The organism is Methylobacterium aerolatum, from assembly GCF_022179085.1.
Classification (GTDB): Bacteria; Pseudomonadota; Alphaproteobacteria; order Rhizobiales; family Beijerinckiaceae; genus Methylobacterium; species Methylobacterium aerolatum.
The window spans coordinates 124,072-150,113 of sequence record NZ_BPQE01000009.1 but is presented as its reverse complement, the minus strand read 5'-3'; the positions used below and the strand labels follow the sequence as shown (position 1 = coordinate 150,113).

The 26,042-nt window shown below is 70.2% G+C and carries 22 protein-coding genes and 1 tRNA gene; 7 read left to right on the top strand and 16 right to left on the bottom strand.

Annotated elements, in window-relative coordinates; translation table 11 throughout:
* Positions 1-2: 2 nt before the first annotated feature.
* The 4 genes from hflX to MFF06_RS06760 form a co-directional block, all read right to left on the bottom strand.
* The gene (gene hflX, locus MFF06_RS06775) at positions 3-1,412 is read right to left on the bottom strand and encodes a GTPase HflX (protein ID WP_238202298.1); all 1,410 of its coding nucleotides are present in this window, start codon (positions 1,410-1,412) and stop codon (positions 3-5) included.
* 216 nt (positions 1,413-1,628) lie between these two features.
* A complete protein-coding gene (gene hfq, locus MFF06_RS06770) occupies positions 1,629-1,880 on the bottom strand; it encodes an RNA chaperone Hfq (RefSeq protein ID WP_238202295.1) in 252 nt (83 codons plus the stop codon).
* A 187-nt stretch (positions 1,881-2,067) separates the two neighbouring features.
* Positions 2,068-3,432, bottom strand: coding sequence for a nitrogen assimilation response regulator NtrX (gene ntrX / locus MFF06_RS06765; RefSeq protein WP_238202293.1), 1,365 nt, complete (start codon positions 3,430-3,432; stop codon positions 2,068-2,070).
* Positions 3,429-5,864 carry a sensor histidine kinase NtrY-like gene (locus tag MFF06_RS06760; RefSeq protein WP_238202292.1) on the bottom strand — a complete coding sequence of 812 codons (2,436 nt, stop codon included), beginning with the start codon at positions 5,862-5,864 and terminating at the stop codon, positions 3,429-3,431. Before MFF06_RS06760 ends, ntrX begins: the two co-directional genes overlap by 4 nt.
* Positions 5,865-6,040: 176 nt before the next feature.
* On the opposite strand from MFF06_RS06760, the gene MFF06_RS06755 reads away from it, so the two are divergent.
* Positions 6,041-6,133, top strand: a tRNA-Sec gene (locus MFF06_RS06755).
* Between the two features lie 64 nt (positions 6,134-6,197).
* Here MFF06_RS06755 and MFF06_RS06750 read toward each other — a convergent pair.
* Positions 6,198-6,611, bottom strand: coding sequence for a hypothetical protein (locus tag MFF06_RS06750; RefSeq protein ID WP_238202291.1), 414 nt, complete (start codon positions 6,609-6,611; stop codon positions 6,198-6,200).
* A 144-nt stretch (positions 6,612-6,755) separates the two neighbouring features.
* Here MFF06_RS06750 and MFF06_RS06745 point away from each other — a divergent pair, with 144 nt between their 5' ends.
* The 3 genes from MFF06_RS06745 to MFF06_RS06735 all read left to right on the top strand — a co-directional run bounded on the left by MFF06_RS06745 (position 6,756) and on the right by MFF06_RS06735 (position 9,119).
* On the top strand, positions 6,756-6,992 hold the full coding sequence (locus MFF06_RS06745) for a DUF4170 domain-containing protein (protein WP_238202290.1): 237 nt from the start codon (positions 6,756-6,758) through the stop codon (positions 6,990-6,992).
* Positions 6,993-7,184: 192 nt separating this feature from the next.
* The gene (locus MFF06_RS06740; RefSeq protein ID WP_238202289.1) at positions 7,185-8,129 is read left to right on the top strand and encodes a ribose-phosphate pyrophosphokinase; all 945 of its coding nucleotides are present in this window, start codon (positions 7,185-7,187) and stop codon (positions 8,127-8,129) included.
* 177 nt (positions 8,130-8,306) lie between these two features.
* Complete coding sequence (locus MFF06_RS06735; RefSeq protein WP_417568535.1) at positions 8,307-9,119, top strand: lipase family protein; 813 nt, start codon at positions 8,307-8,309, stop codon at positions 9,117-9,119.
* A gap of 120 nt (positions 9,120-9,239) precedes the next feature.
* Here MFF06_RS06735 and MFF06_RS06730 read toward each other — a convergent pair whose 3' ends face one another.
* Positions 9,240-10,304, bottom strand: coding sequence for a helix-turn-helix transcriptional regulator (locus tag MFF06_RS06730; RefSeq protein ID WP_238202288.1), 1,065 nt, complete (start codon positions 10,302-10,304; stop codon positions 9,240-9,242).
* Positions 10,305-10,810: 506 nt separating this feature from the next.
* Here MFF06_RS06730 and MFF06_RS06725 point away from each other — a divergent pair.
* Positions 10,811-11,521: a DUF1013 domain-containing protein gene (locus MFF06_RS06725; protein ID WP_238202287.1), complete on the top strand. Its 711-nt coding sequence runs from the start codon at positions 10,811-10,813 to the stop codon at positions 11,519-11,521.
* A 212-nt stretch (positions 11,522-11,733) separates the two neighbouring features.
* Here the strand turns inward: MFF06_RS06725 and MFF06_RS06720 are convergent, their stop codons facing one another.
* From MFF06_RS06720 to MFF06_RS06675, 10 genes are all read right to left on the bottom strand, one after another.
* Positions 11,734-13,083 (bottom strand): MFS transporter, encoded by a 1,350-nt coding sequence (locus MFF06_RS06720; protein WP_238202286.1) that lies wholly within the window; start codon positions 13,081-13,083, stop codon positions 11,734-11,736.
* Between the two features lie 390 nt (positions 13,084-13,473).
* Complete coding sequence (locus MFF06_RS06715) at positions 13,474-14,391, bottom strand: hydroxymethylglutaryl-CoA lyase (protein WP_238202284.1); 918 nt, start codon at positions 14,389-14,391, stop codon at positions 13,474-13,476.
* Positions 14,388-15,626: a CaiB/BaiF CoA transferase family protein gene (locus MFF06_RS06710; RefSeq protein ID WP_238202281.1), complete on the bottom strand. Its 1,239-nt coding sequence runs from the start codon at positions 15,624-15,626 to the stop codon at positions 14,388-14,390. The genes MFF06_RS06715 and MFF06_RS06710 overlap by 4 nt, the downstream gene beginning before the upstream one ends.
* A 554-nt stretch (positions 15,627-16,180) precedes the next feature.
* Positions 16,181-16,336, bottom strand: coding sequence for a hypothetical protein (locus MFF06_RS06705; RefSeq protein WP_007563230.1), 156 nt, complete (start codon positions 16,334-16,336; stop codon positions 16,181-16,183).
* 175 nt (positions 16,337-16,511) lie between these two features.
* Complete coding sequence (locus tag MFF06_RS06700; RefSeq protein WP_238202279.1) at positions 16,512-17,549, bottom strand: cysteine synthase A; 1,038 nt, start codon at positions 17,547-17,549, stop codon at positions 16,512-16,514.
* Between the two features lie 238 nt (positions 17,550-17,787).
* Positions 17,788-18,771 carry a sulfate/molybdate ABC transporter ATP-binding protein gene (locus MFF06_RS06695; protein WP_238202277.1) on the bottom strand — a complete coding sequence of 328 codons (984 nt, stop codon included), beginning with the start codon at positions 18,769-18,771 and terminating at the stop codon, positions 17,788-17,790.
* 58 nt (positions 18,772-18,829) lie between these two features.
* Positions 18,830-19,711: a sulfate ABC transporter permease subunit CysW gene (gene cysW / locus MFF06_RS06690; protein WP_238202275.1), complete on the bottom strand. Its 882-nt coding sequence runs from the start codon at positions 19,709-19,711 to the stop codon at positions 18,830-18,832.
* Positions 19,704-20,579, bottom strand: a complete 876-nt coding sequence (gene cysT / locus MFF06_RS06685) for a sulfate ABC transporter permease subunit CysT (RefSeq protein ID WP_238202273.1) — start codon at positions 20,577-20,579, stop codon at positions 19,704-19,706. The genes cysW and cysT overlap by 8 nt, the downstream gene beginning before the upstream one ends.
* A gap of 15 nt (positions 20,580-20,594) precedes the next feature.
* Positions 20,595-21,662 carry a sulfate ABC transporter substrate-binding protein gene (locus tag MFF06_RS06680; RefSeq protein WP_238202271.1) on the bottom strand — a complete coding sequence of 356 codons (1,068 nt, stop codon included), beginning with the start codon at positions 21,660-21,662 and terminating at the stop codon, positions 20,595-20,597.
* Between the two features lie 318 nt (positions 21,663-21,980).
* The gene (locus MFF06_RS06675; RefSeq protein WP_238202270.1) at positions 21,981-22,187 is read right to left on the bottom strand and encodes a NepR family anti-sigma factor; all 207 of its coding nucleotides are present in this window, start codon (positions 22,185-22,187) and stop codon (positions 21,981-21,983) included.
* Between the two features lie 182 nt (positions 22,188-22,369).
* Between MFF06_RS06675 and MFF06_RS06670 the strand changes: the two genes are divergently transcribed.
* A complete protein-coding gene (locus MFF06_RS06670; RefSeq protein WP_238202268.1) occupies positions 22,370-22,711 on the top strand; it encodes a hypothetical protein in 342 nt (113 codons plus the stop codon).
* 240 nt (positions 22,712-22,951) lie between these two features.
* Positions 22,952-26,032: a formate dehydrogenase-N subunit alpha gene (fdnG, locus tag MFF06_RS06665; protein WP_238202266.1), complete on the top strand. Its 3,081-nt coding sequence runs from the start codon at positions 22,952-22,954 to the stop codon at positions 26,030-26,032.
* Positions 26,033-26,042 lie beyond the last annotated feature (10 nt).

Sequence of the window (26,042 nt, the reverse complement as noted above, 5' to 3'; positions counted from 1 at the left end):
GCTCAGCCCGCCCGGCCGAGGCGCCGGGCTCCCGCGAAGCGATTCAGGAAGCGGGGCTCCTTCTCCGGCGCCACCCGCACGGCGAGGTGCAGGGTCCCGTCGGCCTCGGTGCGCCGGTCGAGGATCTCGGCGTTCTCGTAGAGCCAGTGGAGGGCGGCCCCGTCCTCCGGCGGAAGGGCGACGGCGAAGCTCGTCCGCGAGCGGGCGATCCGCGCCTCGATCCGGCTCGTCAGGGCGGAAAGCCCCTCCCCCGTCAGGGCCGAGACGAGGATCGGCGTGTCGCTGTCCCGGTCGTTGCGCACGCGGCCCTGGCCCGTGAGGTTGGCGAGCCGGGTGCGCTCGGCCTCGTCCAGCAAGTCGGCCTTGTTCCAGACCTCGATGAGGCGCCCGTCCGTCGTGTCGATGCCGAGTTCGCGCAGCACCTCGCCGACGTCCTCGGCCTGGGCCTCCGCGTCCTCGTGGCTCACGTCGCGGACGTGGAGGAGCACGTCGGCCTCGATCGCGTCCTCCAGGGTCGCCCGGAAGGCGGCGATGAGGGGCGTCGGCAGGTCGGAGATGAAGCCCACCGTGTCCGAGAGGATCACGGTCTCGCCGTGGGGGAGCTTCGTCGCCCGGGCCGTCGGGTCGAGGGTGGCGAAGAGCATGTCCTTGGCCGTCACCTCGGCCTTGGTGAGCGCGTTGAACAGGCTCGACTTGCCGGCATTGGTGTAGCCGACCAGCGCCACGATCGGGTACGGCACCCGCGCCCGGCTCTGCCGGTGCAGGCCGCGGGTGCGCACCACCGCGTCGAGGTCGCGCTCGATCCGGGTCATGCGCTCCTGGATCATCCGCCGGTCGGCCTCGATCTGCGTCTCGCCGGGGCCGCCGAGGAAGCCGAAGCCGCCGCGCTGGCGCTCCAGGTGGGTCCAGGACCGGACGAGGCGCGACTTCTGGTAGGCGAGGTGGGCGTGCTCCACCTGGAGCGTGCCCTCCCGGGTGGAGGCCCGGCGGCCGAAGATCTCCAGGATCAGACCGGTGCGGTCGATGACCTTGGCGCCCCAGGCCTTCTCGAGGTTGCGTTGCTGCACCGGCGAGAGGGCGCAATCCATCACCACGAGGCCGATGTCTTCTGCTTTGATGTGGCCCGCGATCTCCTCGACCCGGCCCTTGCCGAGATAGGTGGAGGGCCGGATGCGCGGCAGGCTCAGGGACAGGCTCTCGGCCACGTCGAGCTCGATGGCGGCGGCGAGGCCGGTCGCCTCGTCGAGGCGGGCTGCGGCGGAGCGGGTCGGCGGTGCCACCCGGCCGAGGGTCTGCGCCGCGCGGGCGAGGTAGGGGCCGATCACCAGGGTGCGGGTCGAGGCGGCGATCTCGCCCTCGGGAGCCGCATGCGCCCGCAGCCGGGCCTCACCCGAGGTTTGAGGTTCGCTCATAAAGGTGGGGCGCTCGCCGGTTCGTGGTCTTGTGGGCTGAGCCTCATATGGGCGCGGCGGCGGGCAATGCCAACGGGCCGCGGAATTCCCCTCCCCCCTTGCGGGGAGGGGTCAGGGGTGGGGGTGGCGCAGAAGGCACCCCCGCGCTTCGTTCGGCACCACCCCCACCTCCACCTCCAACTCCTCCCCGCAAGGGGGGAGGAGAGACCGGACGCCTCACCCCTTCTCGGGCGTCTCGTCCGGCTCGAAGAGCTGCACCGGGTGGCCGGGCATGATCGTGGAGATCGCGTGCTTGTAGACGAGCTGGGAATGCCCGTCCCGCCGCAGCAGCACGCAGAAGTTGTCGAACCACGTCACGACGCCTTGAAGTTTTACGCCGTTGACGAGGAAGATCGTCAGCGGAATCTTGTTCTTGCGGACGTGGTTGAGGAAGGTGTCCTGCAGGTTCTGAGCCCGTTCGCCGGCCATTTTGTTCGCCTTCTTGTTGTCCCGGCGGGGCGACCCGCGTCGGGATGGGGTGCCGCCCGGCGGGATGTCCGAAGTCCCGGGGGCGGCGCTGTATAAAGCATTTGCAGTCCAAAGACGGCTGCGAAGCAAGGGCCGTTCCCGCCGGGGCGTGACGGAACGGCGGCGGTCTCATCTCCCCCGCCGTCGCCTACGGCCCGATGCCGAGGGACTTGAGCTTCCGGTGGAGGGCCGAACGCTCCATGCCGATGAATTCGGCGGTGCGGGAGATGTTGCCCGAGAATCGGGCGATCTGCGCCACGAGGTATTCCCGTTCGAAGATCTCGCGGGCCTCGCGGAGCGCGAGGCTCATGAGCTTCTCGCCCCCCGCGCCCGCCGGAGTGGTCGGCACCAGGGCGCCGATCTCGGAGGGCAGCATCTCCGAGGTGACCTCCTGGTCCGGGTCGGCCTGGGTGAGGATCATCAGGCGTTCGACGTTGTTCTTGAGCTGGCGGATGTTGCCCGGCCAGTTGTGCGACTGGAGCACGGCCATCGCGTCCTCGGCGATGACCCGCTTGGGCAGGCCCGTCTGGGACGAGATGTTGTCCATGAAGAAGCGGATCAGCTCCGGCACGTCCTCGCGCCGCTCGGAGAGGGCCGGCACCCGCACCGGCACCACCGAGAGGCGGTGGAACAGGTCCTCGCGGAAGCGGCCCCCCGCGATCTCCTCCTGCAGGTCGCGGGAGGAGGAGGAGATGATGCGCACGTCCACATGCACCCGCGTGGTGCCGCCGACCCGCTGGAAGTTCTGGTCCACGAGGACGCGCAGGATCCGCCCCTGCGTCTCCTTGGGCATGTCGGCCACCTCGTCGAGGTAGAGGGTGCCCCCGTGGGCCTCCTCCAGGGCGCCGACCCGCCGCCCGTTCTCGCCCTCGACGCCGAACAGCTCGGCCTCCATCGTCTCGGGCAGGATGGCGGCGGCGTTCAACAGCACGAAGGGGCCGTTCGCCCGCGCCGAGGCCCGGTGCAGGGTCCGGGCGGCGAGTTCCTTGCCGGCGCCCAGCGCCCCGGTGATCATCACCCGCGCGTTGGTCGGCGCCACGCGCTCGATGGTCTGGCGGAGCTGGTTCACGGCGAGCGAGGAGCCGACGATCTGGTCGGCGGCCCCGGAGCGGGCCTTGAGGTCGCGGACCTCGCGCTTGAGGCGGGAGGCCTCCAGCGCCCGCTCGGCCACGAGGATCAGCCGGTCGGCCTTGAACGGCTTCTCGATGAAGTCGTAGGCGCCCGCCTTGATCGCCGAGACGGCGGTCTCGATGTTGCCGTGGCCCGAGATCATCACCACCGGCAGGTCCGGGTGGCCGGCCTTGATCAGGTCGAGCACCTGCAGCCCGTCGAGCCGCGAGCCCTGCAGCCAGATGTCGAGGAAGACGAGGTGCGGGCGGCGCGATTCGATCGCGGCGAGCGCCTCGTCGGAGCCGCCGGCGGTGCGGCAGCGGTGGCCCTCGTCGTCGAGGATGCCGGCGACGAGGTCGCGGATGTCGGCCTCGTCGTCGACGATCAGAATATCGGCGCTCATGCCTGCATCTCCGCGATCCGGGGGGCCGTCGGCGCGGCGCCCTTCTCCTCTGGCGTGGACGGGGATCCCCCGGGGGCCGGGGCGGCTCCGGCCGCTCCGGTGCCCGTCTCCGGCGCCGCCTCGCGCGGGACCCGCATCCGCACTTGGCCGCCGCGACCGGTGGGGTTGTCGTTGAGGGAAATCCCGCCGCCGTGCTCCTCAAGCACCTTGCTCACGATGGCAAGCCCCAGGCCGGTGCCGCCCTCGCGCGTGGTCATGTAGGGCTCGAGCAGGCGCTGGCGCCCCTCGGCGGGGAAACCCTTGCCGTTATCCGTCACCGTGATCACCGCGAACCCGTCCTCGACGGCGAGGTCGAGGGCGATCCTGCCCTTGCCGAGCACGTCCGCGGGCACCTCGGCCACCGCCTCGACGGCGTTCTTGAGGATGTTGGTGATCACTTGGCTGAGCAGCCGGATGTCGAAGGCCGCGACGATCTTTTCCGAATGACCCGCCCCGCCCTCGGCGGAGAAGGCGAAATCGATGTCCGGATGCGCGACGCGAATCATGAAGAGATTCTGCTTGGCGATCTCGGTGAGATCGTTGGGGGCGATGGCCGGCTTCGGCATCCGGGCGAAGGCCGAGAACTCGTCGACCATGCGCTTGATCTCGTCCACTTGGCGCACGATCGTCGCCGTGCACTGGTCGAACACCTCCCGGTCGGTGACGATGACCTTGCCGTACTTGCGCCGGATGCGCTCCGCCGAGAGCTGGATCGGGGTGAGCGGGTTCTTGATCTCGTGGGCGATGCGGCGGGCCACGTCGCCCCAGGCGGAGGTGCGCTGGGCCTGGACGAGGTCGGTGATGTCGTCGAGCGTCACCACAGCGCCCCGCGCCCCGCCGGGCGCCTGCTCGCCCGTGACCCGCACCGTGACGGTGCGCTCTTCCTTGCGCTCGCCGCGGGTGCGCACGAGCTGGATCTGCTGCTGTACCGCCCGCTGGCGGGCGCCGCCCTCGGCCAGCACCGGGGCCAGTTCGGGCACGGCCTCGGCCAGGGAGCGGCCGACCAAGCGGTCGCTGCCGAGGTCGAGCATCCGCTCGGCGGCGGGGTTGGCGATGGTCACGAAGCCCGCCGCATCGAGGCCGATCACCCCCGGCGAGACGCCGGACAGCACCGCCTCGGTGAACCGGCGGCGGGCGTCGATCAGGTCGCTCGCCGCCGTCAGCCCGGCATTCTGGCGGCGCAGCTCCTGGGTCATCTTGTTGAAGCTTTCGCCGAGGCTCGCGAGGTCGCCGCTGGTCTTCTTCGTGGGCACCTGGGCGTAGAAGTTGCCCGAGGCCACTTGGTCGGCGGCGTTGATGAGGCGGCGGATCGGCGCCACGAAGCGGTTGGCGAAGTTGAGCCCGAACCATATCGCCGACAGGAGCGCGATCAGCGCGATCAGCACGAACACCACGGCGAAGGTGATCTGGATCGAGCGGCGGAGCGAATCGTAGGTCAGGTACTCCGCCGCCGCCGCCCGGGAGACGCCGGGGAACTCGATGGCCAGCGGGTTCACCTCCCGCTGCACCATCAGCACCGCGTCGTCGAAGGCGGGCATCCGCAGGAGGGCGGCGAAGACCCGGCCCTCGGAGGGCAGGAGGCAGATCGGATCGGTCGACTTGCCCGCATCCTCGAAGGCGGCGGCGGAGGGCAGGCGCACCTGCTTCAGCACGTCGATGTTGGCCCGCGCCACCACGTCGGTCGGCCCGCGCATGATCTGCGCCACCGGCAGGCCGAGATTCGTCGCCCGCGTGGTCAGGAAGGTCTCGAACCACGCCCGGTTGACGTCGAAGTTCGGCCGCGCCCTCGTGAGGTCGTCGTTGAGGATGCGGATCTCCCGGGCCAGCGACTGGCACTGGTTCTCCTGGTAGGCGTCGGCCACCTCCACGGATTTCAGCACCACGTCGCGGACCCGGTCGGTGAAGCCGAGCGAGAGACCCCGGTCGATCGTCACCGAGGCGACCACGGCCAGCAGGAAGGTCGGCAGGATCGCGATCAGCGAGAACAGGCCGACGATGCGCGAATGCAGCCGCGCCACCGCCGCGTTGGCCCGCCGCGCGTGCAGGAAGACCCGTGCCTCCCAGGCGATGATCACGACGAGACCCACGACCAGGGCGACGTTGATCGAGAGGAGCGTGAGCCCGTAGGTCGGCGTCGGGGTGACGCGGACGACGCCCGCCAGGATCAGGAAGGTGCTGAGGGCGCAGACCAGGGCCGTGACGACCACGGCGGCGCCGATCCAGCCGGGCCCGCGCGGCCCCGCCTTGAGGGAATCCGCGAGCGGCGTCTCCGCGACCGCCTCGGCCGCCGGGGACTCCGCGCCGGGCGGAGACCCGGCTGTGGTCTGGTCGGAGTCGGCCGGAGCGCCCCCGGCGGGGGGCGCGGCGCTCCTCGAACGGCTGAGGAAAGGCATGACTGGTGCAGGGCCACAACAGTGTGGCGGAATTAATACGAATCGGGCCGTCGGCGATACCCGTCCGGCGGGCCGGAACCCGCCCCGATCCGCGCCTGCGTCCGACTGACGCTTCCCGGGCCCGCGCTCCACCCCGCCGCTTGACCGGCCGGGGGCCGGCGCCTACCCCGGACGGCGGAGGCGAACGGGGCCTGGTGGCCCTCCTGGTCTTCAAAACCAGCGGTACGCCAACAGCGTACGGTGGGTTCGATTCCCATCCGCTTCCGCCAACCCTCCTCCGGCAAGACCGCGGGGCCGGCCTTCGAGACGGCTCGCAGGGCCTTCTGGCCGGCGTCAGCGCCAGCCCTCCTCCCCCGCCCCCGGGAGCGTGCCCGTCTCGACCCAGTGGCAGACGGTGGTGTCCTTCACGGCGGCGCAATCGTAGCTGTGCCCGCCGAGGCTCACCTTGTCCACGACGGCGCCGATGCGGGCGCGGGGCAGGGAGGCGCAGCCGAGATGGTCCGCCTTCGGATCCGCCAGGGTCGCCGCCGCCGCGGCAGGACCGCCCTGCATCAGCATCCGGTAGTTGGCCAGGGAGGGGCACCCGATCACCGGCGCCGCCGGGGCGGGCGGCTTGGCCGGCCGATCCGCCGGCCTCTCGGCGGGCCGGAGCTTCGGGGCCGGCTGGGCCCGGACCAGGGTGGCCGGAAGCGCCAGGGCGGCGCAGGCGAGGAGAGCGGCGGCGGACCGCGGGAGACGGCGCTTCATCGCCCCTGAATAGCACGGCCCGGCGGGCCGGTCCCCGCCCCGCCGCAGGCTTGACGCGTGCGGTGCGGTCTGCGACCGCAGGGCGGCACCCGGCTCCGTTCGGCCCTCCCGAATCGGCCCGCGCCGGGCACGGCAGGAGTGACCATGACCACGACGATCGAGAGCGATCAGCGGCTCCACCTCGTGTTCGGCGGCGAACTGTCGGATCTCGACGGAGTGCGCTTCCGCGACGTGAAGGGGCTCGACATCGTGGGGATCTTCCCGGACTACGCCTCCGCCCAGGCCGCCTGGAAGGCGAAGGCCCAGGCGACCGTCGACAGTGCGCAGACCCGCTACTTCGTGGTGCACCTGCACCGTCTTCTGGAGCCGCAGCCGGTCTGAGCGCCCTCCCCTCCCGGTCTCCGGGCCGGACGCGAGACCCGGTGCCCTCGCCCTGTGCGAAGGGTGCAACAAGGCATTGTGACAGTTTGGGCCGGCTGATATGAGCCTCACCCGTCATGGATCCGCCCCGGTCATCGTGGGGCGGAGGTCGCGGCCTCGCCTGTCACGCAGGCCGCCTACGGACGGGAAAGCATGAAGTCCTCGATCAAGATCATCGCCGGCAATGCGAGCCGGCCCTTGGCCGAGGCCATTGCCGCCTACCTCGAACTGCCGCTCGCCAAGTGCATGGTCCGGCGCTTCGCCGACATGGAGATCTTCGTCGAGCTGCAGGAGAACGTCCGCGGCGAGGACGTGTTCATCGTCCAGTCGACCTCCTTCCCCGCCAACGACCACCTGATGGAACTGCTGATCATGATCGACGCCGCGCGCCGGTCGTCGGCGCGGCGCATCACGGCGGTGATCCCCTATTTCGGCTACGCCCGGCAGGACCGGCGCACCTCCGGCCGCACGCCGATCTCGGCCAAGCTCGTCGCCAACCTCATCACCGAGGCCGGGGCCGACCGGGTGCTCACCCTCGATCTCCACGCCGGCCAGATCCAGGGCTTCTTCGACATCCCCACCGACAACCTCTTCGCCGCCCCGGTCATGGTGCGTGACATCAAGGAGCGGATGCCGCCCGAGGACCGGATGGTGGTGTCGCCCGACGTGGGCGGCGTGGTCCGCGCCCGGGTGGTCGCCAAGCGCATCGACGCGCCGCTGGCCATCGTGGACAAGCGCCGCGAGCGCCCGGGTGAATCCGAGGTGATGAACATCATCGGCGACGTGAGCGGCCGGTCCTGCATCCTCGTGGACGACATCGTCGATTCCGGCGGCACCCTGGTGAACGCCGCCGAGGCCCTGCTCAACGCGGGCGCGAAGGACGTCTCGGCCTACATCACCCACGGGGTGCTCTCGGGCGGCGCGGTCTCGCGCATCGCCGCCTCGCGGATGAAGGAACTGGTGATCACCGATTCCATCCAGCCGACCCAGGCCGTGAAGCTCGCCCGCAACATCCGGGTGATGTCGATCGCGCCGCTGCTCGGCGAGGCCATCGGCCGGACCGCCACGGAATCGAGCGTCTCCAGCCTGTTCGACTGAGACTGTCCGGAGTTTTGTCGCAGTCCCGCCTGCGACGATCCGATCTAGATCAAGCGTCCTGCGGCCAAGCCGTGGGAGGCGCCCATTCCCAGCAGCATCGTCGGCATCCACGGTCTCGCCAACAAGCCCCCCCGCGAGGAGAAGGCCGGCTGGTGGGCCGACGCCCTCGCCGAGGGGTTGCGGCGCAACCTGGGCCGGGACGAGACGGTCGCCCTCGATTTCGTCTACTGGGCGGACCTGCGCTATCCCGAGCCCCTGCGCGACCGGGACAACCGCGAGCCCTACCGGCCGGACCACGGCCTCGGGCCGTTCCCCTCCCCCATGGGCGAGCCCCGGCGCCGGACGCCGACCGTCACCGACCGGATCTACCGGGGCCTCGCCACCCTGCAGGAGGCCGTGGGCTTCACGCCGGTGGACGACGCGATCCTCGAATTTCGCCTCGACGACCTGTGGGGCTACCACGACGACCGGGCTTTTCGCGATGCCGCCCGGGGCCGCCTGCGCGAGGCCCTGGCCCGGCACCGGGACGGCCCCGTGCTGCTCCTGGCCCATTCCATGGGCGGTCTGATCGCCTACGACGTGCTGCGCTTGGCCGAACGGGACGGCTCCGTGGCCGGGCCCGTCACCCTCGTGACCCTCGGCGCGCCGTTGGGCCTCGCGGAGGTCAAGAAGACCCTCGCCGAGGAGCACGGCGACCTGTGCCTGCCCCGGTCCGTGGCGGCGTGGCACAACCTCATGGACCGCAACGACATCGCCACGGTGGGCGAAGACCTCGCCGCGACCTTCCCGCCCAACGCGGCGGGGGTGAGGGTCAGGGACGTGCCGGTGATCAACGCCTACCGCGCCCCCGACGGGCACGAGAACACCCACAAGTCCTACGGCTACCTGCGCACGCCGGAACTCTCGCGCATCGTGGCGGGGTTTTGGGACGGGCGGAATACCCCGTGCATCGATCCGGACGGTGGCGTCAGCGGTGTCTGGAAAGAGTGATGCAAGACCAAGACGCGTGAGCGTGGCCGATCGGGTCGAGCCACACCCGCCGGTGGATCCCGGTCGGAAGGACCCTGCCCGCGTGGCTTCGCCCGGGGCAAGACCTGAACCCCCCTGTCCTCAAATTCTCAAGGCGCGACCGTTGAGCAGCGCGGAGAGTTCGGCCTGCCGGGACACGCCCGTTTTCATGTAGACCATCTTGAGCTGCTTGCGGATGGTTTCTTCCGACAGGCCGAACCGGCCCGCGATCGTGGGGACTCCCTTACCCAGGGCGATCTCGTGGGCGGTCCGTGCCTCCGCCGGTGTGAGGTCGAAGAGGCCCTGCACGATCTCGGGGCCGGGGACGGCCTTTCCGTTGAATTCCGTCAGGACCGCGAGGCAGGCGGCGCGGGCGAACACGTCCCTCGCGTGCCCGCGGACCGGGACGAGGTGAAAGATGCTCGGCGCCCGCCCGTCGCCGCCGGGGATCGGGATGGAGACCCCGGCCGACAGGTTCGGATCCGAGCGGCCGGTCTCCAGGAAATCGAGCATTCGCTGCGCCGCCGGCTGATGCTGGACGATCAGGCCGCGCGGCCCGTCCTGGAACAGCGAGGGCATCAGGTGCACGAAGCCGAGATTGGCGGCCAGCACCTGTCCGTGGAAGGTGAGCGCCGCCGCGGGCAGCCCGAGCGCCTCGAGATCCCCGACGGATGTCTCGAACCGCCGCTGCGTATAGCGGGCGGCCAGCATCGCGGCCCGCGCGAGGTGTGGGCGGTAGAGGTCGAGGTGTTCCGCCTGTGCCCGCGTGAACGGGGCGTCTTCGTGCCGTCCCTCGATGTTGACGACCAGCGTGTCGCCGTTGGGGACGGTGATGGCCGTGCCGAGGTGCCAACCCCCGCCGAGCCGGCGCATGTCGGCGTACATCGGCTCTTGGTCGAGCTCTTCCCGGGTGAAGAGATCCAGATCCGTCAGGAAGCCGGCATGGTTGCGCTTCACGCCCCGCTCGACGAGGGGGTTGCGGCTCATCCAGCCATTCGCGAGGAAGCTGTCGAAGAACGCCGTCGTCGCCGACGAGGCCGTCCAGCGGGTCGCTTCGGGGGTCACGGTGAAGAGCATGCCGCCCCAGCCGTCGCTGACGGCGGACAGGCGATCAAGCAGCGTCGGCCACAGCTCCGGGATGTGAGCGGCCTCGTAAATATCCGCCAAGAGATCCGGGTCGGGAATAGTCCGTGTCGCGGCCATTCCGGTGAAGTACGGGGAGGCAGACCGGGCTGCTATGCTGTAAAAGACACAGCGATCGACCAGCTCCCGCCGCCGATGTGGCGGGAAGGCCGGCGGGTCGCTGGCGCCACGTCCATGATGTCCTCGTCGCTGCGCTGCCCTCGCCGGGACGAGGAAGCGCAGCGATCCGAGCCGGAACCCGCCCCGCCGGCCCGCTCAGCCGCGCCTCAGGCCGCCTTCACCTTGGCCAGGAAAGCCGTCACCGCCCGGTCGAATTCCTCCGAGCCGTGGGACAGGTCCGGCGGCGGGACGCGCCGCCGCGGCCCGGCCGTTCCGTCTCTCACGGCGATTGCGCCCCCCGGCGGCGGCGCCTATAGTCGGGCATCCCCCATTTGCAGCGTGAGACGGGTTTCCTCCGGGATCGTTCATCCGGAGCCCGCGGACCGATGTCCGGCCCGACCCGTTCCGCCGAGTTGGAGCCGTGTGAAGAGATGTCCCAGGGTCCGCTGATGCCCAAGGCGACCGCCGTCTGGCTGGTCGAGAACACGTCGCTGGCCTTCGAGCAGATCGCCGACTTCTGCAAGCTGCACCCGCTGGAGGTGAAGGGCATCGCCGACGGCGAGGTCGCGGCGGGCATCAAGGGTCTCGATCCGATCACCACGGGCCAGCTCACCCGCGACGAGATCGAGAAGGCGCAGAAGGCGCCGCACTACCGGCTCAAGGCCGCCGTCTCGAAGGTGAAGCTGCCGGAGGTGAAGCGCACCACCAAGGGGCCGCGCTACACCCCCCTCTCCCGCCGCCAGGACCGGCCCAACGCCATCCTCTGGCTGCTGCGCAACCACCCCGAGCTGAAGGACGCGCAGATCATCCGGCTGGTCGGCACCACGAAGTCGACGATCCAGCAGATCCGCGAGCGCACCCACTGGAACTCGGGCTCGCTCCAGCCCCTCGATCCGGTGACCCTCGGCCTCACCACCCAGATCAACCTCGACTTCGAGGTGCAGAAGGCGGCGGCCGACCGGCCGGCGGCGCTCGCCGCCGAGGGCGGCGCCTCCCTCCTGCCCACCGAGATCTCGACCCAGCGCGAGCCGGAGCACGACGAGGACGACCACCGTCCCGGCCGCGACGACCGGCTCGATGCGGACTCGGTCTTCGCCAAGCTCAAGGGCCGTCACCAGGACGAGGACGACGACGAGGAGTAGCCCGCGGGTCTTCCCCTCTCCCCGGCTTGCGGGGAGAGGCCCGGCTGCACCTTGTCGTGCAACCGGGGAGCGGAGGTGAAGCCGGAGCGATGGTGAGGGGCTCACAGGACGAAGCTCCTCCGGGCCGCCCCCTCACCCTTGGCTGCCGCCTCGCTCCGGCGACGACAAGGTCGCCGGAGCCCTCTCCCCGCAGGCGGGGAGAGGGATCTTTCTCACTCCGGCAGCGGCTTCCCCGTGGTCTCCGGCATGAACCACGGCACGATCAGCCCCAGCACGTAGACGCTCGACATCGTGAGCGCCGCCGCCGCGACTCCGCCGAAGGAGGTGACGATCTGCCCGGCGATGACGGGGAAGATCCAGGCGACGAGCCGGGCCCCGTTGAACACGAAGCTCGCCGCCGTCGCCCGCACCGCCGGGGTGAACAGCTCCACGAGGTAGATCGCCATCCACGAGAAGGCGAAGCCCAGGGTGAAGAAGCCGTTCAGGAAGGCGAGGCCCATGAAGACCGTCAGGCTCCCCGTCCAGAGATAACAGGCGAGCGACGTGGCGATGCAGCCGGCATAGGTCAGGAGCAGGAACGGGCGCCGCCCCATCGCGTCTGCGACGAAGCCCGAGACGACGTAGGCCGTGATGGCGCCGACGTTGTAGATGATGCCCATGCGCGGGCCCCAGACGTTGGCGGGTTCCCCCGCCGCCTTGGCCAGCCCCTCCGTGTAGGCGGGCAGCCAGGACGAGACCGCCCACCAGCCGACCGTGGTGGCGAAGGACATCGCGGTGGCGAGGAACACCCGCCGCCGGCTCTCGGGCTCGCGGAAGATCTCCGCCAAGGTAAAGGGGCGCTGCGCCTTCCTCGGGGCATGGCCGGCATCCTCCGCGGTGGCCGCCCAGCGCCGCTCCTTGAGCGCCTGCATCCACTGCTCGGACTCGTCCAGCGCCCGGCGCAGGTACAGGCAGACGAAGGCCGGGAGCGCGCCCAGCGCGAACATGATCCGCCAGGATTCGTTGCCCAGCGGGTTGGTGGCCGCCAGCACCGCCCAGACGATGGCCGCCAGCACGGCGCCGCCGCCGAAGCCCGATTGCAGGAAGCCGCAGCCCTTGGGCCGGGCCCTGTTCGGCCACGTCTCGGCCACCAGGGCGATGCCGGTGGACCATTCCGAACCGATGGCCAGCCCGGTGATGAAGCGCAGCGCCGCGAGCTGAAAGAACGTCTCCGCGAAGGCGGTGAGGCCGGTGAAGATCGCGTAGCCGAGGATGGAGATCATCATCATCCGCTTGCGGCCGATGTAGTCGGCCGCGATCCCGCCGAGCAGCCCGCCGATCCCCCAGCCGAGCAGAGTGATGCCGATGGCGAGGCCGACGTAATACGCCGGGGCCTGCGCCTGCTCGGGCGTCAGGATGGTCCCCAGCGCCGGGCGGAGCGCATAGACCAGGGCCACGGCCTCGTAGCCGTCGAAGATCCAGCCGAGATAGCTGCCCCAGAGGATGCGCCAGTGGCGCGGGGTGAGCCCCGCATGCCACGGCGCCCCGGCCTCCTCGCGCGGCAGGGCGTTGCCTGCGGTCATGGTGATCCTCCCGTGTGGTCTTTCCCCTCCCCTTTGTGGGGAGGGGTTAGGGGTGGGGGTGGTGCAGGAGGCACCGTTGCGCCTCGTCCGGCACCGTTCCCCTGTCCCACCCTCATCGTGCGTATCTGGCCGGAAAGGTCGTCGCCTATTCCATTCCGACAGCCTGACCGTGAAGGTCCTGGCAGCTCATGCAGCCCTCCTCGTCTTTGCGAGCGCAGCGAAGCAATCCAGGGCAGCGGGCCGTTTCCGAACGTAGCGCATCCCTGGATTGCTTCGCTGCGCTCGCAAAGACGGAGGCGGCGACGATCTTTCCGGCCAGATACTCAGGATGAGGGCGAGGGTGGGACGAGTTCGCACCGCCCCCCCCGGGGAGACGGTGCGGCAAACCTGTTACGTCGCCGGCGCGCAGGCGTTCGGCCCGGCGCTGAGGGCCGCCCGCACCCGGCCGCCGGAGAGGCCGCCCGGCAGCGCCGCGCCCTCGCGAGCGACCGCGACCAGGGCGTCGAGGTCGATGCCGGTGGCCACCCCCATGCGCTCGAACATCCACACCACGTCCTCGGTGGCGACGTTGCCCGTGGCGCCCGGCGCGAAGGGGCAACCGCCGAGCCCCGCGAAGGAGGCATCGAACACCCGCACCCCCTCCCGGTAGGCGGCGTGGACGTTGGCGAGCCCGAGCCCGTAGGTGTCGTGGGCGTGGAGCGCCCAGGCCGCCACCTGGGGGAAGGCCCGCTTCGCCTGCGCGAACAGGCTCGCCACATGGGCGGGGTCGGCCCGGCCGGTGGTGTCGCAGAGGCAGATCTCGGCCTCGGGCTTCGCCGTCACCAGCCGGTCGAGGAGGGCGAGCGTCGTTTCCTCGGGGATGCGGCCCTCGAAGGGGCAATCGAAGGAGGTGGCGAGGTCGAGCCGGATCGCCACGTCGGCGGGGATCGCGGCGAGCAGGCGCTCGTACTCCTCCGCCGATTCCTCCGGGCTGCGGCGGACGTTGTTGCGGTTGTGCGCCTCGGATACCGAGAGCACGAAGACGAGGCAGGGGGCGCCCGCCGCCACCGCGTCGCGGCCCCGGCGCTCGCTCGGCACCAGCACCTGCGGGCGCACCGCCGGCAGCGTGGCGCAGGCGGCCAGGATCTCGGCGGTGTCGCGCATCTGCGGCAGGGCCGAGGCGCTGACGAAGGAGCCGATCTCGATCCGCGTCAGCCCCGCGCCGGCCAGCCGTTCGAGGAGCGCGATCTTCCGTTCGGTGGGGATGAAGGGGCCGATGCCCTGGTAGCCGTCCCGCGGGCCGACCTCGACGATCTCCAGCGCGCTCACGCCACCACCCCCTCGGACCGCAGGCCCGCGATCGTGTCCGGTTCGAACCCGCAGGAGGACAGGATGTCGTCGGTATGGGCGCCCGCCGCCGGACCCGCCCAGCGGATCGTGCCGGGGTCGTCGGTGACACGGGGCACCACGCCCGCGTGCAGGACCTTGCCGAAGGCCGGATCCTCCACCTCCTGCACCATGCCGCGGGCCCGGAACTGCGGGTCGGCGGCGATCTCGGCCGCCGTGTAGGCGATGGTGGAGGGCACGTCGGCCTCCGCCAGGAGCGTGTCGAGCGCGGCGGCGTCGTGCTGCGCCGACCAGTCGCCGATCAGGGCATCGAGCGCCTCGACGTTGGCGACGCGGGCGGCGTTGCCCATGAAGCGCGGGTCGGTGGCGAGTTCCGGCTTGCCCATCAGCCCGGCCAGTCGTGCGAAGATGGGGTTCGAGTTGCCGGCGATGAGGATCCACTTGCCGTCCCGCGTCGGGTAGGCGCTCGACGGCGAGGCGGTGGCGATGCGCGCGCCCTGCGGCTCGCGCACCGAGCCGAACACGCCGTATTCCGGCAGCATCCCCTCCATCATGGAGAGGACGGATTCGGTGAGCGCCACGTCGACGTCGCGCCCGCGCCCGTCGCCGCCCTGCCTGCGGTCCCGCGCCCAGAGGCCCGCCACGATGCCGAAGGCGGCGTAGAGCCCGGCGATGGAATCGCCGATGGAGATGCCGACCCGCGAGGGTGGCAGGTCGGTGATGGCGGGCGGATGATTGGTGAGGTAGCGCAACCCCCCGATCGCCTCGCCGATGACGCCGAAGGCGGCGCGGTCGCGGTAGAGCCCGTCCTGCCCGTAGCCGGAGATCCGGGCGATCACGATGCCGGGGCGGGCCTTCTCCATGGCCTCGCGGCCGAGCCCCATCTTGGCGAGCTGGCCGGGGCGGAAGTTCTCGATCACCGCATCGCAGGTCGAAACGAGCTTCAGCACGATGTCGACGGCGCGGGGATCCTTGAGGTTGAGGACGATGCTGCGCTTGTTGCGCTGGTGCATGGAGGTCCAGGGCGCGCCCGCCCCCTCCACCTGCCGCCCCCACTGCCGCACCGGATCGCCGCCCGGCGCCTCGACCTTGATCACCTCGGCGCCGAGGTCGGCCAGCAGCCGCGCTCCGAAGGGGGCGGCGACGAAGTGGCCGAGTTCGAGCACGCGCATCCCGGTCAGCGGCCCGTGGGATTCTTTTTGGGGTTGGTCGCTCACGATGTCGGACCTCCGGTCGAGCCCAATTCTGTCATGTCAGCCCGCATTCCTGGCAATCCCCTCATCGTGAGGTGCGGCGAGGCCGGCCTTTCTCCCATTCGTGACCTCATCCTGAGGCGCCGGAGTGCAGCGGAGGCCCCGAAGGAGGCCTTCAGACGTCGCAGCGATCCCCGGAGGCCTCCTTCGAGGCGGCTTCGCCGCACCTCAGGATGAGGGTGGATGGATGGGATGACGGGCTTCTCGGCCCGCCTCCGGGGAAAAGAAGGGCGCCGTCCGCGCGCCGCACGACCACCGGTCGGCGCGATCGCGCTCGCGGGGGATCGGACGAGTGTCTGCGTCAGGTTCAACGCCACGGGGCGGCCTCCCTCGGATCGCACGCGCCTTCGCGGCGTGCCGAACCGGCCCCTGGCGCCTGTCGTAGGGAACCCGATTCTAGCGAGGGACAGCGGGGCTTGAAGCCTGGCAGGATAACAGAACCGCGCCCGTGTCGAGCGTGGCCGGAGCGGCCGTGCCTCCGCCGCCGGGGTGGGGGAGGCACGGCCTGACGGGACGGATCAGAGCCGGCCGGTGACCAGCAGGACGATCAGAACGATGAGCAGGATGCCGCCCAGGCCGAAGCCCGGCCCACGATAGGCGCCGCCACCGAGGAAGCCGCCGCCGCCGAAGGCGAGGATGATCAGGATGATGAGGAGGATGGTAACGAGGGACATGCGGTCAGATCTCCGAACGGTCGCAGGTGGCGAGCGTGACCGTGCAAACGCCGCGGCAATTCGTTCCGTTCAGGGGATTGCGCAGTTTTTTGTGAGTCGGCTGCCGGATGGGGCGCGCGGATCGTTCGTGGGCGCGAATCCGGCCCCGCGGCCGCTCCTGCGGGGGCCTCGCACACTACGCCCGCCAGTCGGGCAGCGGCGTCTCCCGCGCGTCGAGCCAGTCCGGCACGGGCAGGCCGCGCTCGGTGAGGAAGGCCGGGTTGAACAGCTTGGAGGCGTAGCGCGCCGCCCCGTCGCACAGGATCGTCACGATGGTGTGGCCGGGGCCCAGCGCGCGGGCGAGGCGAATCGCCCCGGCGACGTTGATCCCCGACGAGCCGCCGAGCGACAGCCCCTCCTCCCGCATCAGCCCGAACACGATGCCCAGCGCCTCCGTGTCGGGGATGCGGAAGGACAGGTCCGGCGTGAAGCCCGCGAGGTTGCCGGTGACCCGGCCCTGACCGATCCCCTCGGTGATCGACGAGCCCTCGGCCTTGAAGGTCCCGGTGGTGTAGCCGGCATGGAGCGCCGAGCCCTCCGGATCGGACAGGGCGATCCTCACCGCCGGGTTACGGGCGCGCAGGGCCTCGGCGACGCCCGCGAGCGTCCCGCCCGTGCCGGCGGCGCAGGTGAACCCGTGCACGTGGCCCCCGGTCTGCTCGACGATCTCCGGCCCGGTGCCGGTGACGTGCGCCCGGCGGTTGGCCACGTTGTCGAACTGGTCGGCGAAGAAGGCCCCCGCCTCGTCCCGGGCGGCCAGCGCCTCCGCGAGGCGCCGGGCGACGTGGACGTAGTTGTTCGGGTTGGCGAAGGGCACGGCGGGCACCTCCACGAGGCGGGCGCCGGCCAGCCGCAGGGTCTGCTTCTTCTCCTCGGACTGGGTCTCGGGGATGACGATCAGCGTGCGGTAGCCCCGCACCGCGGCCACCAGGGCGAGCCCGATGCCGGTATTGCCGGCGGTGCCCTCGACGATGGTCCCGCCCGGCCGGATCAGGCCCCGCGTCTCCGCATCCCGCACGATGGAGAGGGCCGCCCGGTCCTTCACCGACAGGCCGGGATTGAGGAACTCCGCCTTGCCCAGGATCTCGCAGCCGGTCTCCTCCGAGGCCCGGCGCAGGCGGATCAGCGGCGTGTTCCCGATGGCGGCGAGGATGTCGGGACGGGCGTGGGACAAGGGGCGGAGACTCCGGTAGGCGGTGGCACCGCTCGGCCCTCCCGGGCCGACGGCGATCCGTCGATGGTGCGCCTGCTCCGATGCTCCCCCCGTCCTTGCGAGCGGAGCGAAGCAATCCGGGAATGCGGGGCATTCCTCAGCGCGGCGCCACCGTGGATCGCTTCGCGGGCGCGCGCAACGACGATGGGCGTGTGAAGGAGCGCCCCTCCCCCGAGACGGGGTGAGAGGGGCTGTGCCCTCAGCCGAACACATACCCCCCGTTGATCCGCAACCCCACCGGATGCCCGGCGGCGTAGCGCACGCCGTCGAAATCCTCGACGGCGAGGATGTGGCCGCCCGGCTCCTCGACCTCGATCCGCTGGCGGCCCTGGCTGCGGTAGGAGGAGCGCACCGTGCCCGCGAGGTGGGCGGCCTCCGGCTCCACGAGCTGGAGCTGCCAGGGGCGCACATAGAGCTTCACCGGGCCGAGGAGGCCGGCGGGGGCCGCCACGGGGGTCTCCCGGCCGCGCACGCTCACGCGTCCGCCTTCGGCGATGGCCTCGACCTCGACGGAATCGCCTAAAAACTTCAGCACGGTCGCCGAGACCGGGTTCTCCTGCACCTCGTCCGGCGTGCCGACCTGCTCCAGGCGGCCCTTGTCGAGGACGGCGACCCGGTCGGAGAGTTCCAGCGCCTCGTCCTGGTCGTGGGTCACGAAGATCGTGGTCTGGCCGGTGCGGTCGTGGATCTCCCGCAGCCAGCGGCGCAGATCCTTGCGGACCTGGGCGTCGAGGGCGCCGAAGGGCTCGTCGAGCAGGAGGACGCGGGGCTCCACGGCGAGCGCGCGGGCGAGCGCCACGCGCTGCCGCTGGCCGCCGGAGAGCTGCGACGGGTAGCGGTCGCCGAAGCCCGAGAGGCGGATCAGGTCGAGGAGGTCGCCGACCCTGCGCTTGATCTCGGCCCTGGCGGGCCGCTCCGCCCGCCGCCTCGCGTTGAGGCCGTAGGCAATGTTGTCGGCGACGGTCATGTGCTTGAACAGTGCGTAGTGCTGGAACACGAAGCCCACCGCCCGCTGCTGCACGGGCAGGCCGGTGGCGTCGTCGCCCCCGAACAGGATGCGGCCGCGATCCGGCGCGTCGAGCCCGGCGATGATGCGCAGCAGCGTCGTCTTGCCCGAGCCCGAGGGGCCGAGCAGGCCCAGAAGCTCGCCCGCCCGCACGTCGAGGGAGAGGTCGTGCAGCACGGCCGCCGTGTCGAAGGTCTTCGAGACGTCCTCGACGCGGATCGCCGTCGAGGCGCGCTCAGTGCTTCCGGCCCGCCGCGAGCTCGCCGGCGTAGCGCCATTCCAGGACGGATTTGACGACGAGTGTGACAAGGGCGAGGGCTGCGAGGAGCGAGGCGACAGCGAAAGCGGCGACGAAGTTGTACTCATTGTAGAGGATCTCCACGTGGAGAGGCATCGTGTTCGTCAACCCCCGGATGTGGCCGGAGACGACGGAGACCGCGCCGAACTCGCCCATCGCGCGGGCGTTGCAGAGCAGCACGCTGTAGAGCAGGCCCCAGCGGATGTTGGGCAGCGTCACCGTGCGGAAGGCGTGCCAGCCGGAGGCGCCGAGCGTCAGCGCGGCCTCCTCCTCCGAGGAGCCCTGCTCCTGCATCAGCGGGATCAGCTCCCGCGCGACGAAGGGGAAGGTCACGAAGATCGTGGCCAGCACGATCCCCGGCAGGGCGAACAGGATCTGGATGTTGTGCTCCTGCAGCCAGCCGCCGAACAGGCCGCGGCTGCCGAAGAGCAGCACGTAGATCAGGCCCGACACCACCGGCGAGACCGAGAAGGGCAGGTCGATCAGGGTGATCAGGAACGCCTTGCCCGGAAACTCGAACTTGGCGATCGCCCAGGAGGCGGCCACCCCGAAGACGAGGTTGAACGGCACCGCGATGGCCGCCACCGTCAGCGTCAGGCGGATGGCCGAGAGGGCGTCGGGCTCCTTGAAGGCATCGAGATAGGCGCCGACGCCGTGGGCGAAGGCTTGCACGAACACCGCGCCGAGCGGCAGCACCAGGAACAGGGCGAGGAAGGTGATCGCGATCACGATCAGCGCGCCGCGCACGCCGGCCCCCTCCCCCGTCACGGGGGCGGGCCGCGCCTCGGCGACGCGGACGGGCGAGAAGATCTCAGACATAGCCGAACCTCCGGCGCGACCACGCCTGGATCAGGTTGATGGCGAGCAGGGTCAGGAAGGAGATGCCGAGCATGATCGTGGCGATGGCCGCCGCGCCGCCGTAGTCGAACTCGGACAGCTTGATGACGATGAGCAGCGGCGCAATCTCCGACACGTAGGGCAGGTTGCCCGCGATGAAGATCACCGAGCCGTACTCGCCGACGCCCCGGGCGAAGGCCAAGGCGAAGCCGGTGAGCACCGCCGGGATGAGCGGCGGCAGCACCACCTTGAGGAGGGTCGAGCGGCGGGTGGCGCCGAGCGTGGCGGAGGCCTCCTCCACCTCCTTGTCGATCTCGGCGATCAGCGGTTGCACCGTCCGCACGGCAAAGGGCAGGCCGACGAAGGTCATGGCCACGAACACGCCGAGCGGCGTGTAGGCGACCTGAATCCCGAGCCGGTCGAGGGGTGCGCCGATCAGGCCGTCGGGCGCGTAGAGGGAGGCGAGCGCGATGCCCGCCACGGCGGTCGGCAGGGCGAAGGGCAGATCGACGGCGGCGTCGACGATCTTGCGGCCGGGGAACTGGTAGCGGGTCAGCACCCAGGCGACGATGAAGCCGAAGATCGAGGCCACCAGCGCCGAGAGCAGCGAGACACCGAAGCTCAGCTTCAGGGCGCTCGCCACCCGCGGGTCGCTCGCCACCTTCCAGATGCCCGAGAGGCCCAGCCCCGAGGCCTTCACCACCAGCCCGGCCAGCGGCAGCAGCACCACCAGCCCGAGGCAGGCGAGCGTGTAGCCGAAGCTCAGGCCGAAGCCGGGGATCACGCTCTGGCGGCGGAAGCGCCGGGCGGGGCGGGGCGGAGCCTGCGAAGGGGCGAGGGTGGCGGCCATGGTTTGCGACAACGCTCAACGGCCGGCTTGGCTCAGCCTGTCGAACAGGCCGCCATTGTCGAAGTTCTTCGCCTGGATGTCGTCCCAGGAGCCGAGGTAATCCTCGATCTTGAAGAGCTTCACCTCCGGCAGCCCGGCATCCTTGGCGGCCTCCGCCTTGAACGGCCGGTAATGGTGCTTGGCGAAGATCTTCTGGGCCTCGTCGGTGTAGAGGAAGTCGAGATAGGCCTGGGCGGCCTTGGTCGTGCCCTTGCGCTCGGCGTTGGCGGCGACGAGGGCGACGGGCGGCTCGGCGTAGATCGAGGTCGGCGGCACCACGATGTCGAACTTGTCGGCGCCGAATTCCTGCAGGACGAGATAGGCCTCGTTCTCCCAGGTCGGCAGCACGTCGCCGAGCTTGCGCTGGGCGAAGGTCACGGTGGAGCCCCGCGCGCCCGTGTCGAGGACGGGGACGTTCTTGTAGAGCTGGCCGACGAACGCCTCGGCCTTGGCCGCGTCCTTGTCCTGTCCGTAGGCGTAGCCCCAGGCGGCGAGGAAGTTCCAGCGCCCGCCGGCGGACGTCTTCGGATTCGGGGTGATGACCTTCACGTCGGGCTTGGCGAGGTCCGGCCAGTCCTTCACACCCTTCGGGTTGCCCTTGCGCACGAGGAACACCACCGTCGAGGTGTAGGGCAGCGACTCGTTCGGCAGCTTGCCGCGCCAGTCGGCCGGGATCTTCTTCGTGAGCTTGGCGATGGCGTCGATGTCGGAGGGGATGCCCAGCGTCACCACGTCGGCATCGACCCCGTCGATCACCGTCCGCGCCTGGGAGCCCGAGCCGCCGTGGGAGGCGCGCACCGTCACCTCCTCGCCGGTCTTGGCCTTGTAGCTCTTGGCGAAGACCTCGTTGATCTCCCGGTACAGCTCGCGGGTCGGATCGTAGGAGACGTTGAGGAGCGCGGTCTCGGCGCGGGCGGCCGAGGGTACGCCGGGGGCCGCCACGGACAGCGCCCCGAGGAGGGCCAGCGCGCCCGCCCGGCGAGATCCTGCCGACCATCCGCCGGCCGCCCCGGTGAGGAGCGTCGGGAGCCACGCCTGTCGCATTCGATTCTCCGTCCACGCCCGGACGACACGATCCGGGAAACGGGACGGAGTTCGTTCTTTTTAACGAACGAAGTCAAGCGCGGGCCGCGCCCCGCGTCGCGGCGGCGGCGGGACCGAGGCCGGGACAGGTAGCGAAGGCGAGGGCGAGCGGCAGGCGAATAGGAGGGTTCTTCTCCGATCCGGGCAAAATCCAGATGGAACCTATCGCCCGGCGCGGATTGAAAGAAAGAACAATTTTATGTGCGTTGGCGCACGTCGATGCGCCCTCGCCTGCCCTGCTTGGCCGTCCTGCGGGAGGCCGCGCGCGAGGCGTCGGCCTCAGCGGCCGGGCTTGTCGAGCTGCGCGATGAGGGCTTCGAGGCGCTCGCTCACCGGGGCGGAAAGGGAATCGGCGTAGTGCCCGCGCAGGTTCTGGCCGAGATGGCGGCGCACGGCGCGGCTGAGGGGTGGCACCCCTTCGGCGGAGCCTCCGGCCGGGGGCAGATCGGTCCCGAAGGACGGGCGCTCGGCTTGCGTCTTCGACATGGGGCGGACCTCGTACGGCCCCGGATCGGGCTTGGTCGAGGATGGCACGGCTTGGTTAATGAGCCCCTGACGGCCGGGTCCCCGGCCCCTGCCGCGACGCCCCGTCCTGCCCCGGAACCTGCCACGCGGACCGTGTGTTGGCGCCTCGTTCCCGTCATCTGCCTGCCCGATGGAGGATTCCCGTGATCCGGACGTCCCTGAGCCTGCCCTGTGCCCTCACCGCACTCCTGCTGGCGGTGTCCCCCGCCCTGGCCCAGACCAAGCCCGGCGAGATCAAGGGTGTCGACGTGATGGGCGACAAGTCGCGCAGCGCCCAGGACGGCTGGAGCCAAGCCCCCGTCCCCCGCGAGGAATCGGCCGCCAAGGACGCGCCCAATCCCGGCGGCCGCTCCATCTCCGAGAACAGAGACCGCCCCGTGCCGGCCGCCAATCCCGGCGGCACCGCGGCGACCGAGCCGCAGGCGCCCCTCGACCACCGCGCGCCGACGCCGTCGGGCTCGAACCCCGCCAACCCGGCGAAGTAGGGCCGCCGCCCCGGCTTCCGGGACGGGTCGGATCGCCCCCGGGCGTCCGTGCCGGACGGGCGGGCCGGAGCGCCCGCCGCCGTATCATAAAGTGCCGCCACGACAAGGATTAAGGGAGGGTGAAAAGCGTACGGCGCGGCCCTTTCCAAAAAGCAATCCGTGTCAGCGGACCGCACTTGCCTTGCGCGCCATTCTCTGGGACAGATTTCGAATTATACCAGTGTACACGTGGGAGCGGACATGACGGTCCAGGTCTCCCGGCGCGGCCTCTTGAAGGGTGTCGGCGCCGGTCTTGCAGGAGGGTCCCTCGGGGCCCTCGGCTTCGGGGGGCTCCAGCCCGCCATGGCCGCTGCGGTGCGGCCCTTCAAGCTCGCGCAGATGCGCGAGACGCGCAACACCTGCCCCTATTGCTCGGTGGCCTGCGGCGTCATCCTCTACAGCCTCGGCGACCGGTCGAAGAACGCCCGCTCGTCGGTGATGCACGTCGAGGGCGATCCGGATCATCCGATCAACCGCGGCACCCTCTGCCCGAAGGGCTCGGCGCTCCTCGACTTCATCCACGCCGACACCCGGACCAAGTACCCGCTCCACCGGGCGCCGGGCACCTCCGAGTTCAAGCGCGTCTCCTGGGACTTCGCCCTCGACCGGATCTCCACCCTCCTGAAGGAGGACCGCGACCGGAACTTCCTGGCCAAGAATGGCGACCTCACGGTCAACCGCTGGACCACGACGGGCTTCCTCGGCGCCTCCGCCACCACCAACGAGACGGCGTGGCTCACCTACAAGGTGGTCCGAAGCATGGGGGCCTTGGTCTTCGACAACCAGGCCAGGGTTTGACACGGTCCGTCGGTCGCCAGTTTGGCGCCCTCCTTCGGACGCGGTGCGATGACCAACCTCTGGATGGACATCAAGCACGCGGACGTCATTACCGTGATGGGCGGCAACGCCGCCGAAGCTCACCCCTGCGGCTTCAAGTGGGTCGTCGAGGCGAAGGCGCATAACAACGCCAAGCTCATCGTCGTGGACCCGCGCTTCACCCGCACGGCGTCGGTGGCCGACCTCTACTGCCCGATCCGGCAGGGGACGGACATCGCGTTCCTGTCGGGCGTGGCCAAGTACCTGCTCGACAACGACAAGCTCCAGCACCGCTACGTTTCGGCCTACACCAACGCCGGGTACGTGGTCCGCGAGGGCTACGACTTCCAGGAGGGCCTGTTCGCCGGCTACGACGCCGACAAGCGGGACTACGACAAGACCACCTGGGACTACGAGATCGGCCCCGACGGCTACGCCGTGGTGGACGAGACGATGCAGCATCCGCGCTGTGTCATGCAGCTCCTGAAGAAGCACGTCGCCATCTACACGCCGGAGATGGTGGAGAAAATCTGCGGCTCGCCCAAGGAGACCTTCCTCAAGGTCTGCGAGATGATGGCGACCACCGCGGCGCCGGACCGGACCATGGCGTCCCTCTACGCGCTCGGCTGGACGCACCACTCGAAGGGCTCGCAGAACATCCGCTCGATGTGCATCGTGCAGACGCTGCTCGGCAACATCGGCATGCTCGGCGGCGGAATGCAGGCCCTGCGCGGCCACTCCAACATCCAGGGGCTCACCGATATCGGGCTGATGAGCAACCTCATCCCCGGCTATCTCAACATTCCCGTGGAGAAGGAGCCCGACTACGCGAGCTACATCGCCAAGCGGCAGTTCAAGCCGCTGCGCCCGGGACAGACGAGCTACTGGCAGAACTACAACAAGTTCTTCATCTCCTTCCAGAAGGCGATGTGGGGCGACAAGGCCCAGAAAGAGAACGACTGGGCCTACGACTACCTGCCGAAGCTCGACGTGCCGACCTACGACGTCATGCGTGGGTTCGAGCTCGCCAAGCAGGGCAAGATGACGGGTTACGTCATCCAGGGCTTCAACCCCCTGCTGTCGTTCCCGAACCGCGCGAAGATGACGGAAGCCTTCTCCAAGATGAAGTTCATCGTGGTGATGGATCCGCTCAAGACCGAGACGGCCCGTTTCTGGGAGAACCACGGCGAGTACAATCCCGTCGATCCCACCCAGATCCAGACCGAGGTGTTCGAACTGCCCACCACCCTGTTCGTCGAGGAGGAGGGCTCCCTCTCCAACTCGTCGCGCTGGCTGCAATGGCACTGGCAGGCGCAGGAAGCGCCGGGCGAGTGCCGCTCGGACATCGAGATCATGTCGGAGATCCATCTCCGCATGAAGGAGAAGTACCGGAAGCACGGGGGCGCCTTCCCGGACCCGATCGTCAACCTGACCTGGAACTACGCGGTGGCGGATTCGCCGACGCCGAGCGAGCTCGCCCGCGAGCTCAACGGCTACACCGTGGCGCCGACCACCGACCTGAACGGGGCCCAGGTCCCGGCCGGGCGGCAGGTCGACGGCTTCGCCCAGCTCAAGGACGACGGCTCGACGGCCTGCGGCTGCTGGATCTATTCCGGCTGCTACACCGAGAAGGGCAACACCATGGCCCGCCGGGACAACACCGATCCCGGCGACAAGGGCATCGCCCCCAACTGGGCCTTCGCGTGGCCCGCCAACCGGCGGGTGCTCTACAACCGCGCCTCTTGCGATCCCGACGGCAAGCCGTGGTCGGAGAAGAAGAAGCTCATCGAGTGGAACGGCAAGCAGTGGGTCGGCTTCGACGTGCCGGACTACGGCGTGACCGTGGCGCCCGATAAGGGCGTCGGCCCCTTCATCCTGAACCAGGAGGGCGTCGCCCGCCTGTGGACCCGCGGCCTCATGCGCGACGGGCCGTTCCCGACGCACTACGAGCCCTTCGAGTCCCCGGTGCAGAACGTCGCCTTCCCGAAGATCAAGGGCGCCCCCGCCGCCCGCATCTTCAAGGGTGACCTGGCCGACCTCGGCGACGCGAAGGAGTTCCCCTACGCGGCGACGAGCTACCGCCTCACCGAGCACTTCCACGGCTGGACCAAGCACGCCCGGATCAACGCGATCCTCCAGCCGGAGGCCTTCGTGGAGATCTCGGAGGAGCTGGCCAAGGAGAAGGGCATCGCCAAGGGCGCGTGGGTCCGCGTCTGGTCGAAGCGCGGCTCGCTGAAGGCCAAGGCCGTGGTGACCAAGCGGATCAAGCCGCTGATCTGCGACGGCAAGCCCGTCCACGTCGTCGGCATCCCGCAGCACTGGGGCTTCATGGGCCACACCAAGAAGGGATGGCATCCCAACTCGCTGACGCCCGTCGTCGGCGATGCCAACACCGAGACGCCGGAGTTCAAGGCTTGGCTCGTCAACATCGAGCCGACCACTCCGCCCTCGGATGCGGTCGCGTAAGGGGAGCCGA